Source organism: Pandoraea sp. CB10b_02 (assembly GCF_002216225.1).
Lineage (GTDB): Bacteria > Pseudomonadota > Gammaproteobacteria > Burkholderiales > Burkholderiaceae > Pandoraea > Pandoraea nosoerga.
Genome location: NZ_NJGW02000008.1, coordinates 58,369 through 71,687 on the forward strand (window position 1 = coordinate 58,369; position 13,319 = coordinate 71,687).

Sequence of the window (13,319 nt, forward strand, 5' to 3'; positions counted from 1 at the left end):
TGTCACACCTCCGGTTGTCGTTTCGTTGTTTCGTTGTTTCGTCGTTTCGTTGTTTCGTCGTTTCGCGTTTGCCGCGAGTTGAGTGAACGATAAACCTCGGGACGCACGCCGGAAACTGAGATAAATCACAGGCGGCGCCCGGGCGACGGAAGGCGCCGGAGGCAGCCGCCGCGGTCGAAGGGCGCGCGCAGTGTAAACTGCAGGGTTTTCGACCCCCCAGTGGAATGGTGCAAGTGCCCCGGCGTCCCGTTATCAGCGCCCCGACACTCATACGCTCGCTGGCCCGTCTGAGCACGTTCGCGCCCCCGGAGGCAGCGCCGTCGCTCTCGGACCGCCTGAGTCAGTGGCTGGGCTGGACCGACGCCATCGCCCTGTCGTCGGCCCTCAAGGCCAACCCGCCGGCTGCAACACCCGGCGCGCGCGCGCCTGCGCAGGATCCGGCCGGCGAACTCGCCCGCGTGCGCGCAGACCTGGCGGCCGCTATCGCGCGCGATTGCGGACTAGCAGCCGCGCCGGGCGGGCGGATTCGCGCCCTGAGCGCCGCCGAGCGCCAGCGTGCGGCGTCCTTCGCGGATTTTCCGGCCTATCGCCAGCGCTACGCGACTTCGCAACAGACGATGGATACGGCCATCAGCGCCGTGCGCACGCGCATGCGAGCCCGGTTGGCCGCTCGTTCGCCACAGGGCGCGCGGCTCGCCGGCGTGGACGCCGTCATGGAACGCGTGATGGGCGCTCGCGAGCGCGCCCTGCTCGCGAGCGTGCCGAATCTGCTCGAAGGCCACTTCGTGCGCCTGCGCGACACGGAGCAGGCGGCGATGGCCGCCCCGCGCGTGAGCGGCGCGGCGCCGCTGCCGCCGGCCGGCGCCTGGCTCGACACCTTCCACCGGGACATGCAGAGCATCCTGCTCGCGGAACTGGATATACGCCTCGAACCCGTCGAAGGGCTGATCGCCGCCCTCGCCTCGGTATCGAACGGCGAAAACGTTAGTGAACCCGGACAACAATGACCCGTTACCTCGTTGATCTCGTCGCCTTTGTCGCAGGCCTGGCCGTCGTCGGCTGGATCGCCATCGGCTATGCCGGCACCAACACCCTCGCGCTGGCCATCGCCTTGCTGATCGCAGCGGTCTATCTCATCGGCGCGCTCGAGCTCAAACGCTTTCACCAATCGACCCGCGCGCTCGCGCGCGCCGTGGCCGGGCTCCATGCCACGCCGGCATCGCTGCCCGCCTGGCTCGACACGCTCCCGGCCGGTCTGCGCAACGCCGTGCGCCTGCGCGTGGAAGGCGAACGCGTCGGCCTGCCTGGCCCCGCTCTCACGCCGTACCTCGTCGGCCTGCTCGTGCTGCTGGGCATGCTAGGCACGTTCCTCGGCATGGCCGCCACGCTGCGCGGCACGGGTCTCGCCCTCGAGGGCGCCACCGACCTCGAAGCGATCCGCGCCTCGCTCGCCTCGCCGGTCAAGGGGCTCGGCTTCGCGTTCGGCACCTCCGTCGCCGGCGTTGCGACATCCGCCATGCTCGGCCTGCTTGCCGCCCTGGCCCGCAAGGAGCGCGCGCACGCGGTGCAAGCGCTCGACGCGCGCATCGCGACCACGCTGCGGCCGTTCTCGCAACAGCACCAGCGCGAAACCACGCTGCAATTGCTGGCACAGCAGGCCACCGTCATGCCCGCGCTCGTCGAGCGTCTGCAGGAGATGATGGCTGCGATGGAGCGCCACAGCCAGACGCTCGGCGAGCGACTCGTCGCAAGCCAGGACGCGCTTCACGCGAAGACCGGCGCGTCCTATGCACAATTGACCGACGCGATGCAGCAGTACCTGAAGGACAGCGTGGCCACCACGGCCAGCGCGGCCGGCGCCGCGATCCGCCCGGCAGTCGAAGCGACGATGGCGAGCCTCGCACGCGAGACGGCGTCCTGGCAGCAGACCGTTTGCGCCGCGATGCAAGATCGCATGGACGGCTTGTCCGATCGCTTCGAAGCCACCACCACACGTGCCGCAAACGTCTGGAACGCGTCGCTCGACGCCCAGTTGCGCGCCAACGAGTCGCTCGCAACCGACCTGCGCGCGGCGCTGGGCGAATTCACGCAGACATTCGATACGCGCTCGGCCAAGCTTCTCGACGAAGTCGCCGCGCGTCTGGAGAGCGCGACGGATCACGTCAGCGCGGCACACGCGGGCGTGGCGAAGCGCTGGGAAGCGTCGCTGGCCGCGCAACAGGCGACCAGCGACACGCTCGCCAGGGACCTCGCGGAGTCGCTCGCGCAATTCGCGCAGACGTTCGAAACACGCTCGGCCGGTCTGCTCGCCGACGTCACGTCGCGCCTCGATAACGCCACGGGCAGCATCGCCACCGCGCAGACCACGGTCGCGCAGGCCTGGGAGCAAGCCCTGGCCCAACAACAGCGCTCGCACGCCGCGCTCACGCAAGACCTCGGCGCAGCACTGGAGCGCTTCGCGCAGACGTTCGAGGCCCGCGCCAACGCGCTGCTCGCCGACGTGGCGACCCAGCTCGACGCGGCCAGCGGCAGCGTGAGCGGCGCGCACGAACGCGTTGCGCAAGCGTGGGACCGGTCGATCGCCCAACAAAAGCAAGCCAACGAAGCGCTCAACGCCGAGCTCGCTGGCGCGCTGGCGCGCTTTGCCGAAACCTTCGAGCAACGCTCGGCGCAATGGCTCCAGAGCGTCTGCGCCCGCATCGACTCGACCTCCGAGAGCGTGGCGCAGACCTGGCGCGAAGCCATCGCCGAACATACGCGCACGAGCGAGCGTCTGGCCGACGGCAACCAGCAGCTCATCGCCGCGACGACCAGCGCCTTCAATGATCACAGCGCGTCGCTGATGCAAGCGCTGAGCGCCGCCAACGCGGCCCACCACGACGCGACGGCCGAGCGCGAGACGCAACGCCTGTCCGCCTGGACGCAGACGCTCGAAGGCACGCTCGCCACGCTGCGCGCGGAATGGCAGAAGGTCGGCGAACACGCGGCCAGCCAGCAGCAGGCAATCTGCGACGCGCTCGCGCGTGCGGCGCTGGAGATGTCCGAACAGACGCGCGCCAACGCCAACGACACCATCGCCGAGATCTCGCGTCTGGTGCAAACCGCGTCGGAAGCCCCGAAGGCTGCCGCCGAGATCATCGGCGAACTGCGCCAGAAGCTCTCCGAGAGCATGGTGCGCGATAACGCGATGCTCGAAGAACGTTCGCGCCTGCTCGACACGCTCGGCACGCTGCTCGATACCGTCAAGCACGCCGGCAACGAACAGCGCGCCGCCGTCGACGAGCTCGTCACCACGTCCGCTCGTTTGCTCGAGCGCGCCGGCGCCAATCTCGGCGAGGCCATCGCCGCGCAGACCGACAAGCTCGCCGCGGCGTCGGCGCAGGTCGCCGGCAGCGCCATCGAGATCGCCAGCCTTGGGGACGCCTTCGGCGCGGCGGTGCAGAGCTTCGGCGAATCGAACGCGCAGTTGCTCGAGCATCTGCAGCGCATCGAAGCCGCGCTCGACAAGTCGATGGCGCGCAGCGACGAGCAGTTGGGCTACTACGTCGCGCAGGCGCGCGAGGTCGTGGAGCTCAGCGTGATGTCGCAGAAGCAGATCCTCGAGAATCTGCAGGATCTGGCGCAAACGCGGGCACAACCGGGTAGCGTGGCAGCATGAGGGACGAACTGGGCGCTGGCGTCGGCGAGGGCATGGAGGGTCTGGAGGGCGTGGGCAGCGTGGAGGGCGGCGACATTGGCGCCGCCTCGCCGACGTGGGCTGTCTTCGGCGATCTGATGTCGGTGATGCTCGGCGCGTTCGTGCTGATCATGCTCGGCGTGATCGGCGTGCAAATCGAGCTCTCGGCCCGACTGGAGCGCGAGGTCAAGGAGCGGCGCGCCGAGACGCAGCGCCGCGAGACGCTCGAAAAGGCGCTCGCCGGCCCCCTCGCGGGCGGGCGGGTCACGCTCGTGAACGGCCGCATCGGCATCAGCGGCAACGTATTGTTCGCGCTCAACTCCGATCAGTTGCAACCGCAAGGGCGCGAAGTGCTGCGCAGCCTCGCGGGGCCGCTTGCCGCCTACCTGCGCGCGAGCGACGAAATCCTGATGGTCAGCGGCTTTACCGACAACCAGCAGGTGCGCGAGACGAACCGGCGCTTCGCCGACAACTGGGAGCTCTCGGCGCAGCGTGCGCTCACCGTCACGCGCGAGCTGATCGCCGCGGGCGTGCCGCCGTCGTCGATTTTCTCGGCGGCGTTCGGCGCCGAGCAACCGGTGACGTCCAATGCCGACGAAGCCGGCCGCGCGAAGAACCGTCGCGTGGAAATCGCCCCCATGCCGCGCAGCAGCGCCAGCAACGCAGGTAAGCCCAATGCGTGACGCCCACTTCGATTCGCCCGCATGCGATGGCGCCTCGGCGTGCGAAGCGCCGCACGCGAACGCCGCACCCGACGTGCCCGCCGCGCCCGACGCCGTCTCGGCACAACTCGCGCAATGGCGCTCGCAAGGCGCCGACAAGCGCGACCCGGTGCTTTTCCATCGAATCGAAGCGCTCGCCGCGCGCAGCCGCGGCTATGGCGGAGACGTGCGGCGCATGCTCGACGAACGTCTGAAGATGCTCGTCGAAGCGTTGGCACGGCGGCTCGCGTCCGCTGAAACGGTAACGCAGGCGCCGCGGGAAACGCACGCCGACCCGTCCGTTGCGTCACCGCTTGCCGCGCTCGCCGCCGGCATCTCGCAACGCACCGGCGAGCGCGCCGCCCGGGCGTCGGCGTCTCGCGCCGCTCACGCTCATCGGCTCGCGGCACGCGGCGATCGTGAGCCGCATAGCGCTCGTGACGGGCAGGCGGGCGATGCGCCCGCGTCTTCCGTCGCCCCGGCTGCCGCAAGGCCTGCCGCCACGGCGCCTGCGCCCGTGGCCGTGCCGATCACGCCCACCGTCATCTCGACCGACGACGCCTTCGAGGATCTCGACGTGCTCGAGTACTTCCGCGAAACGTGGTCGAAGCTGAGCACCGACGGCAATCTGCGCCAATCGCTCGCGCAAGTGCCCGAGAACGCCGGCCCCCTGAATTCCAGCCATCTCGTGCACCGCGCCCTGTCGCTCATGCACGACGTCTCGCCCGACTATCTGCGGCACTTCCTGCGCCACGCCGATGCGCTCTCGTGGCTCGAAGACATGGAGGCGGCCGGCGGGCTTGGCGCCAAGGCCACCGCGCGCGCCACCGCCGCCGTCAAACCGGGTCGCACCAAGGCCCGCTGAGAGAGGTTCGCCGGGATCTTCTCCGGCATCGCGGCGAACACGGGGGCCCGGTCAGGGCGTGGGAGGCAGAGACGGAAGGCAGAGGCGGAAGGCAGAGACGGAAAGCAGGGATGGGGCGTCCTGCGATCAGCCGCCGTCAGCCCGCGACGCGCGGCTTTCCGCCGCCGGACATCCACCGCAGCGTCACCGCCCAGAAGCTCAGCGCGAGCAAGCTCACGAGCGCGCCCAGCGCGCATACGCCCGTCCATCCGAACGTCGCGAAGGTCGCCGTTGCGGCAACGCCGCCAAGGCCGCTGCCCGTCGCGTAGAACAGCATGTAAGCCCCGACGAGCCGACTCGGCGCCTGCGCACGCGCGGCGAAGATGAGGCTCTGGTTCGTCACGTGAATCGCCTGCGCCGCGAGATCGAGCAGCAACACCCCGAGCGCCAGCCACCCCAGCGACACGCGCAGGCCCGCAAGCGGCAGCCACGAGAGCGTGAGCACGAGCAACGCCGCGCCCGTCGTGCGCTGTGCCCAGCCGCGGTCGGCCCAGTACCCGGCACGCGCGGCCGCCAACGCCCCCGCGGCGCCGACGAGCCCGAACGCGCCGATGGTCGTGTGCGAGAAATGGAACGGTGCGGCGGACAACGGCAATACCAGCGCACTCCAGAAAATGCTCAACGCCATGAACATCAGCAAGGCAATGCCGCCGCGGACCTGCAAGGTGCGCTCCTCTCGGAGCAGCGCGAACATCGAGCGCAGCAGTGCCACGTAGGGCTGGCGCGTCGCCGGCGCCCGCTGACGCGGCAACGCGCGCCACAGCACGGCGCCGAGCACGAGCATCGCCAGCGCCGAGGCCAGATACACGCCACGCCATCCCGCAACGTCGGCAACGCCGCCCGCCATCACGCGCGCCAGCAACAGGCCGACCACCACGCCGCCCTGGGTGGCGCCCACGACGCGGCCTCGCTCGTGCTCGCCCGCCGCACTCGAGGCAAACGCAATGAGGCCCTGCGTCATGGCCGTGCCGAGCATGCCGACGAACGTCATGCCAAGCAGCAGCGCCCACGCCGAGGACGCCGCCGCAACGCACAGCAGACCGGCCGTCAACAAGCCGAGCTGCACAAGCATGAGGCGCCGCCGCTCCCATTGATCGCCGAGCGGCACGAGAAACACCAACGCCAGCGCACAGCCGATCTGGGTAGCGGTCACGACGCTGCCCGCCGCGCCGTGCGAAATCGAGAAGTCGTTCGCCAGCATGTCGAGCAGCGGCTGCGCGTAGTAGACGTTGGCGACGCTCAGCCCGGCCGCGCATGCGAAGACGGCCACGAGCGCACGGGGCATCCCGCCCGCGATTGTTGCCGGCGACACGTCCGCCGCCGGCGTCGATTGACACGATGACATGGGGGGCTCCCTCAACTGGTTTCAAATTGATACTTGTTGGATCATACCCAAACAAGTTCTAAAATGAAACCTAATTTCCAACACCCCGGCCCTCCGACGCCCGCGCCCTGCGCCAACACCCGCGCGGCGATGCCGGGCCGCCATCCGTCTGAAATCCCTCTGAACGAGGCCGCAGCCCATGCCCACATCGAAGTCCGTTGCCACGCCGGCGCCAAACCCGTCGCTCGATACCTGTCCCGTCGCGAGAACGGTCGACGTGATCGGCGATCGCTGGAGTCTGCTGATCGTGCGCGACGCCTTCGACGGCGTGCGCCGCTTCGGCGACTTCCTGCGCAGCCTGGGCGTGGCGCGCAGCATGCTCGCCACGCGCCTGCGCGCGCTGGTCGACGCAGGCATTCTTGCGGTGCAGCCAGCCTCGGACGGCACGTCCTACCAGGAATACGTACTCACGCCGCAGGGACGCGAACTCTTCACGCTCATCGTGGCGCTGCGGCAGTGGGGGGAGAAACACCGCTTCGGCCGTCGCGAGCCGCACTCGACGCTTGTCGATACGCGCACCGGCGAACCGCTGGCCGATCTGTGGCCGACGACCGCGGACGGGCAGCCCGTCGCGCCCGAGGACACGCAGGTGATTCGCCCGACCTGAGCGCGGATGAGGGCGCGCGCGCCGCCGTCAACTTGCCACTGGAGGCGATTCCGGGGGATAATCGAGCCCGCTCCCGCCGCCTCGATGCGGGAAAATCCTTTGAAAAATCATCGTGTTGGGCGTTGACTTGCGCTGTGATGCCAGTCCGCCGCCTCCCGCAATGCCTCGACAAGCCGTCGCCTCAGACGGCTTTTTGCTTCCATGACGAATCACGGACATCCGCCGGCCGACGACGCGCAACCGGCCCACGACGACGCAGCCGCCACCGGCGCGACGCCCTCCAACGAACAGGACGGCGACGTCTACGTCGGTCCGGACGGCGTGGCGCACCCGCGCCGCATTCGCAGCTTCGTGCGGCGTGCCGGGCGCAGCTCCGAAGCGCAGAAGCGCGCCTTCGACGCGCTCGGCCCGAAGTTCGTGTTGCCCTACGCCGCGCAGCCGCTCGACTGGCCGGCCGCATTCGGCCGCGACGGCGCGCCGCGCATTCTGGAAATCGGTTTCGGCATGGGCGACGGCACCGCTCATATCGCAAAGTTGCGGCCCAACGACGATTTTCTCGGCGTCGAAGTGCACGAACCGGGCGTGGGCGCGCTGCTCAAGCTCATTGGCGAAACACCGCTCTCGAACGTTCGCATCGTCCAGCACGACGCCGTGGAAGTGGTCGAGCACATGCTGCCCGCAGGCTCGCTCGACGGCGTTCACATCTTCTTCCCGGATCCGTGGCACAAGAAGCGCCACCACAAGCGCCGCCTGCTGCAGCCGCCCTTCGTGGCACTGCTCGCTTCGCGCCTGAAGTCCGGCGGCTATCTGCACTGCGCCACCGACTGGCAGGAGTACGCCGAGCAAATGCTCGAAGTGCTCGGCGGTGAAGCGTCGCTCGAGAACACGGTCGCCACGGCCGACGGCTATGCGCCGCGTCCCGACTATCGTCCCGTGACGAAGTTCGAGAACCGCGGCCTGCGTCTGGGTCACGGCGTATGGGATCTCGTATTCAGGAAACGCTGATCGTCCCCGGGCGGCAGCCGTTCGCCGCGTTCGCGCAAACACGAAGGGCACCCGAGGGTGCCCTTTCTTCGTTGCGGCGTGGACCGCGCGTCAGTCGGCCCAGACTACCAGGCCGCTGTAGGCCGTCGCCAGCACGACGATACCGAACACGATGCGATACCACGCGAATGCCGTGAAGTCGTGCGACGCGATGTAGCGCAGCAGCCAGCGCACGCAGATGAAAGCGCTGACGAAGGCCGCGACGAAACCCACGCCGAAGAGGCTGAAGTCGTCGAGCGACAGCGTCGAGCGCGCCTTGTACAGTTCGTAGACGGTGGCGCCGAACAGGATCGGAATCGCGAGAAAGAACGAGAACTCCGTCGCCACGCGGCGCTCGAGGCCGAACATCATGCCGCCGATGATCGTCGCTCCCGAGCGCGACGTGCCGGGCACGAGCGCAAGGCACTGCGCCAGGCCGACCTTCAGGGCGTCGGCGAAGGACAGATCGTCGATCGACGCCACGCGCGGCGGCTTGCCCGTTTCGGCGTTGCGGCGGTTGTGCCGCTCCACGAGCAGGATGATCACGCCACCGACGATGAACGCCGTGGCCACCACGATCGGATTGAACAGCACCGCCTTGATGTGCTTGCCGAAAAGCAGGCCGAGCACGATGGCCGGCACGCAGGCGACGACGACGTTGACGGCGAACCGGCGCGCCTTCGCGTCCCCGCCGAGCCCCAGCACCACCTGCGCGATCTTCGCGCGGAATTCCCAGCACACCGCGAGAATCGCGCCGAACTGGATGACGATCTCGAAGACCTTGCCCTTGTCGTCGTTAAAGTCGAGCAGACTGCCGGCCAGAATCAGATGGCCGGTCGACGAGATCGGCAGGAATTCGGTCAAGCCTTCGACCACGCCGAGAATGACGGCTTTGAGCGCCAGCAACAAGTCCATGCGATGAGTTCCTGAGAAGTCGTTAGGTGGGAAAAAAATGTACGAGATGAGCGCGTCGAGCGAGGCAGGCCGCGCGGGAAGGCGCAGCGGGAAGGCGCAGCGGGGAGCCGGAGCTCGGAAGCGCGCCGCCTCACGCGCGAGCCGTCATCGCGAATCGAATTTGACGTTCACGCCATGCGCGAGCACGGTAATCGCCCCCGGCTGACGCACGGCCCCGCCGATATTGAGCTGTTCGGGCTTGAACGTATAGATCGGCGCGTTCTGCAGCAACTGCATCGCGATCAGCGCGCCGGCCGCGTTCAGTTGCCGCGACCACCGCTCGGGCAGGCCGTCGATGGCGAACGTCTCGACTTCGGGATCGCGCAGCACGACCGACATCGTCGCGGGATCGTAGGCGAGCGCGCTGTCGATCGCGAGCGTGCCCGTGAGCGGCGCGCCGCCCAGCGGGTGCGTGACAGTGGCGTCGACCGACACCGCCAGCCGGTTGCGCTCGGGCAGCAAGGTCAGCCGCGGGTGCGACAGATTCACGTCGAGCACGGCGAGCACGCGCCGGTCGAATGGAAACTTGCGATCGAGCGCGCGCTGCAATTGGCCTTCGGAAAACGTGTAGTCGTTGCCGAACGGCAACCCGGCGCAGGCTCCCAGCCCGGCCGCGAGCAAGGTGGCGCCGCTCACGGCGAGCCAGCGCCGCCGCCCGGCGTCGGGAGCGTGGAGCGCGCCCCGCACCTCGCGGCACTGACGCATGGACGAATCTCGATACGAATTTGCCGGCATGTCGTGTTTCGCTACAGGGCTCTGGCGCCCGACACGCGCGACTATAGCACCCGAGTGCGACACGACACTACGCGTGGCCGGGCGCCGTCATCGCCTCCAGTGCGGACAGCCAGGCGATGGCCTGCGCACGATCGCTGCCACACATTTGCGCCGACGGTTGCAGCGATCCGCACACGGCCGGACGCAGCGCGCTGCCGAAAAGCCGGCAGCGGTCCTCGTCGTCGAGTTGCACGCAGCGCGTGTTCGCCGGCTTGCCGTTCGGCATGCCCGGAATGGGTGTCGAAATGGAAGGCGCGATGCAACACGCCGCGCAGCGGGGTCGGCAGTTCATGAAACGGCGGATCAGAGGATGAGAAGGATGAGAACAATCAGGGCAAGCGGGGGGCGACGCGCCGTCCCGCGCGGCGCCAGGCGATGCGAGGCGATGCGAGGCGATGCGAGATGATGCGAGGTGGCGCGATGGGGCGCGATGGGGCGCGTGTCGTGATCGCGAGGCCCCCGCATTTTAGCGCGAGCGGGCGCACGGCAGGGCACGCCGCGCGCCCGCCCAACGTTTACCACGGCAGGCTGCCCGACGCGTCGAAAAATCCGCCCGTGACCGGGCCGCGCTCGCCGAGCGCCAGCATCACCACGCTGCGCGCGGCCTGCGCAAGGTTCTCACGCGCCCGCTTGCCGCTCGCATCGCCCGCCAGATCGGCCGGCGCGCCAGGGTCGACCGAATTCACGGTGATCGACGTCTCGCGCAGCGTCTGCGACAGCTGCACGGTGAGCATGTTGAGCGCAGCCTTCGACGCATTGAAGCCGATACGCCGCATCGACGCATGTTCCCACGACGGATCGTTGTTGTACGCGAGCGAGCCCAGTCCGCTCGACACGTTGACGATGCGCCCGCGCTCGGCGCGCGACAGCCACGGCAGCATCGCCTGGGTAACGCGCAGGGTGCCGAAAAAGTTGGTCGCGAACACACGCTCGACCGCTTCGATGGAGGCGCGCTCGGGCGCGTCGTCGCGCGGATCGGTGACGCCGGCGTTGTTGACCAGCACGTCGAGCCGGCCGTAATACCGGCCAATGCGGTAAGCGGCAGCGTGCAGCGTCTCCGGCTGCAACAGATCGATGACGAGCGTCTCGGCCTGGAACCCGGCCTTGCGCAACGGCTCGACCACCTCTTCGCCCTTCGCCTGCTCGCGCGCGCCAACGAGCACCGTCATGCCCGCCTCGGCCAGCGAGCGCGCCACTTCCTGCCCGATCCCGCGAGTCGCGCCCGTCACCAGCGCCACTTGGCCCAGATGGCGCTGCGCGTCCTCGCGCACCACACTTTCGATAGCGTCCCGTTTCATCACTGCTCCCGTCGAATTGCCTGTTGTTCTGCGCCCGATCGCACGCAAATTTGTTAGCATCGAGTTTATGAAGAATCCTTCAGTTTTTCCATTCGCATATGAAACCTGACAGCCGAGGCCCCGCAGCGCCCCGTAAGACGCCGCAGCAGGCCCGGTCGCGGGTGACGATCGACGCGATTTTCGACGCAGCGCTTCAGGTTTTGCTGCTCGATGGCGGGCGTCAGCTCACCACCACGCGCGTGGCCGAGCGCGCCGGCGTGTCCGTCGGCACGCTCTATCAATATTTCCAGAACAAGCAGGTGCTGCTCTACGCGGTGCTCGAGCGGCATGTGGAGCGCATCGTCGAGACGGTCGAGACCACCTGTCTGGCCGCGCACGGGCAGCCGCTCGAGACGATGGCGCGCGAACTGGCCCGCGCCTACGTGGGCGCCAAGATGAGCGACATCGAAGAGGCGCAGGCGCTGTATCGGCTCTCCGAGGACCTGGACGGACGGGAAGTCTTCGCGGACGCGGCCACGCGCATGCACGCGGCTGTCGTGGGCATGCTCGCCAGCGCGCGCAATGCGCGCTTCGACGACCCGTCCACGGTCGCCTTCGTCTTCCTGAATTCGATGACCGGGCCCATCAAGGCGATCCTGGAGAACCGCGCACCGGCCGGCACCTGCCACGAGACGCTGGTCGCGCGGATCGCCGAGCAGATCGCGACAATGTGCGCCGCCTATCTCGATCGCGTGGCATGCCCGCAGAGCGTGCCGCAAACCTCGAAAACGGCGGCATAGACGCGTACTGCGTCAAAAGTTCACGCGTCATCGTGAGCGCCGCCCGGAACTGGTAAAATGCCGGGTTGTGTTTGCCTACTACCCACGGTAATCGAGATGAATTACGAACAGGCCCGCTTTAACATGATCGAGCAGCAAATCCGTCCCTGGGACGTGCTCGACCAGCAAGTGCTCGATCTGCTGACGATGGTCAAGCGCGAGGAATTCGTGCCGGCCGCCTACCGCGATCTCGCTTTCGCCGACGTCGAACTGCCCCTGCCGGGCGCTTCGATCGCCAACAAGAGCCAGCACATGATGTTCCCGCGCGTCGAAGCGCGCGTCCTGCAGGCCCTGGCACCGAAAAAGAACGAGAACGTGCTCGAGATCGGCACGGGCTCGGGCTACATGGCAGCCCTGCTGGCCTACAACGCCCATCACGTAACCACGCTCGAATTCGACGCGAACCTCGCCCAGGCCGCCCAGCAGACGCTGCGCGCCAACGGTGTGACGAACGTGGAAGTCGTCAATGCGGACGGCGCCCACGGCTGGAGCGCCGCCGCGCCATACGACGTGATCGCCATCTCGGGCGCACTGCCCGAACTGCCTCAGGCGTTCCTCGACCAGTTGAAGGTCGGCGGCCGTCTGGCAGCGTTCATCGGCGGCAACCCGGTCATGGAAGCGCAGCTGATCACGCGCCTGTCCGAGACCGAATACCGCACGGAAAACCTGTTCGAGACGCAAGTGGCCTATCTGGTGGCGCCGCAACCGTCGAGCTTCAGGTTCTGAGCCCGACGAGCCGGGGCGTGCCGCCGGCTGACGGCGCGCGCCGGATCGTCGCGAGCGGACCGGCTCCGCCCCGCGAGGGGTTCCACGAGAACCGGACGCCATCCATACGACACACGAACATCATGCAAAACATTTCACCGGCGCAATTGGCCCAGTGGCTCGCGGATGGGGAACGCGGGCAACCCACGCTGCTCGACGTGCGCGAGGACTGGGAGGTCCAGACCTGCCGCATCGCCCAAAGCAAGAATGTGCCGCTTGGCGACGTGCCGAATCGTCTGGGCGAGCTCGACGCCGACGCGCCGATCGTGTGCATCTGCCACCACGGCATGCGCAGCGCCCGCGCCGCGATGTTCCTGGAACAACAAGGTTTTACCCAGCTGTTCAATCTGGACGGCGGTATCGACGCCTGGGCTCGCCAGGTCGATCGGTCGATGCCGACTTACTGAGCCAGGGC

At 68.2% G+C, this 13,319-nt stretch carries 14 protein-coding genes; 9 read left to right on the forward strand and 5 right to left on the reverse strand.

The features are described 5' to 3' along the window. Positions 1-224 precede the first annotated feature (224 nt). The 4 genes from CDN36_RS10525 to CDN36_RS10540 are packed head-to-tail and all read left to right on the forward strand — an operon-like array spanning position 225 to position 5,242. Positions 225-1,007 (forward strand): DUF3348 domain-containing protein, encoded by a 783-nt coding sequence (locus tag CDN36_RS10525; RefSeq protein WP_287496691.1) that lies wholly within the window; start codon positions 225-227, stop codon positions 1,005-1,007. Next, the gene (locus CDN36_RS10530) at positions 1,004-3,658 is read left to right on the forward strand and encodes a DUF802 domain-containing protein (RefSeq protein ID WP_287496692.1); all 2,655 of its coding nucleotides are present in this window, start codon (positions 1,004-1,006) and stop codon (positions 3,656-3,658) included. Before CDN36_RS10525 ends, CDN36_RS10530 begins: the two co-directional genes overlap by 4 nt. A 32-nt stretch (positions 3,659-3,690) precedes the next feature. Next, positions 3,691-4,359: an OmpA family protein gene (locus CDN36_RS10535; RefSeq protein ID WP_150554844.1), complete on the forward strand. Its 669-nt coding sequence runs from the start codon at positions 3,691-3,693 to the stop codon at positions 4,357-4,359. After that, complete coding sequence (locus CDN36_RS10540; protein ID WP_287496693.1) at positions 4,352-5,242, forward strand: DUF2894 domain-containing protein; 891 nt, start codon at positions 4,352-4,354, stop codon at positions 5,240-5,242. The genes CDN36_RS10535 and CDN36_RS10540 overlap by 8 nt, the downstream gene beginning before the upstream one ends. 136 nt (positions 5,243-5,378) lie before the next feature. Here the strand turns inward: CDN36_RS10540 and CDN36_RS10545 are convergent, their stop codons facing one another. After that, complete coding sequence (locus CDN36_RS10545; RefSeq protein ID WP_502920357.1) at positions 5,379-6,626, reverse strand: MFS transporter; 1,248 nt, start codon at positions 6,624-6,626, stop codon at positions 5,379-5,381. A 178-nt stretch (positions 6,627-6,804) separates the two neighbouring features. On the opposite strand from CDN36_RS10545, the gene CDN36_RS10550 reads away from it, so the two are divergent. After that, entirely contained in the window at positions 6,805-7,272 is a 468-nt protein-coding gene (locus CDN36_RS10550; protein ID WP_150554701.1) for a winged helix-turn-helix transcriptional regulator, read from the forward strand. A 201-nt stretch (positions 7,273-7,473) separates the two neighbouring features. Further along, entirely contained in the window at positions 7,474-8,277 is an 804-nt protein-coding gene (trmB, locus tag CDN36_RS10555; RefSeq protein WP_150554702.1) for a tRNA (guanosine(46)-N7)-methyltransferase TrmB, read from the forward strand. A 90-nt stretch (positions 8,278-8,367) separates the two neighbouring features. On the opposite strand, the gene CDN36_RS10560 is transcribed toward trmB, so the two are convergent. The 4 genes from CDN36_RS10560 to CDN36_RS10575 form a co-directional block, all read right to left on the reverse strand. Continuing rightward, positions 8,368-9,210, reverse strand: coding sequence for an undecaprenyl-diphosphate phosphatase (locus CDN36_RS10560; RefSeq protein WP_287496694.1), 843 nt, complete (start codon positions 9,208-9,210; stop codon positions 8,368-8,370). Positions 9,211-9,354: 144 nt separating this feature from the next. After that, positions 9,355-9,954, reverse strand: a complete 600-nt coding sequence (locus tag CDN36_RS10565; protein ID WP_150554704.1) for a DUF1439 domain-containing protein — start codon at positions 9,952-9,954, stop codon at positions 9,355-9,357. Between the two features lie 97 nt (positions 9,955-10,051). Then, positions 10,052-10,315, reverse strand: a complete 264-nt coding sequence (locus CDN36_RS10570) for a YkgJ family cysteine cluster protein (RefSeq protein ID WP_150554705.1) — start codon at positions 10,313-10,315, stop codon at positions 10,052-10,054. A 223-nt stretch (positions 10,316-10,538) separates the two neighbouring features. Next, a complete protein-coding gene (locus tag CDN36_RS10575) occupies positions 10,539-11,321 on the reverse strand; it encodes an SDR family NAD(P)-dependent oxidoreductase (RefSeq protein WP_287496695.1) in 783 nt (260 codons plus the stop codon). A gap of 161 nt (positions 11,322-11,482) precedes the next feature. Here CDN36_RS10575 and CDN36_RS10580 point away from each other — a divergent pair, with 161 nt between their 5' ends. The 3 genes from CDN36_RS10580 (at position 11,483) to CDN36_RS10590 (ending at position 13,311) form a co-directional block, all read left to right on the forward strand. Beyond that, a complete protein-coding gene (locus CDN36_RS10580) occupies positions 11,483-12,100 on the forward strand; it encodes a TetR/AcrR family transcriptional regulator (protein WP_287496696.1) in 618 nt (205 codons plus the stop codon). Positions 12,101-12,196: 96 nt separating this feature from the next. Further along, entirely contained in the window at positions 12,197-12,865 is a 669-nt protein-coding gene (locus CDN36_RS10585; protein ID WP_150554707.1) for a protein-L-isoaspartate O-methyltransferase family protein, read from the forward strand. A 122-nt stretch (positions 12,866-12,987) separates the two neighbouring features. Continuing rightward, complete coding sequence (locus CDN36_RS10590) at positions 12,988-13,311, forward strand: rhodanese-like domain-containing protein (protein WP_287496697.1); 324 nt, start codon at positions 12,988-12,990, stop codon at positions 13,309-13,311. The last annotated feature ends 8 nt before the right edge of the window (positions 13,312-13,319 follow it).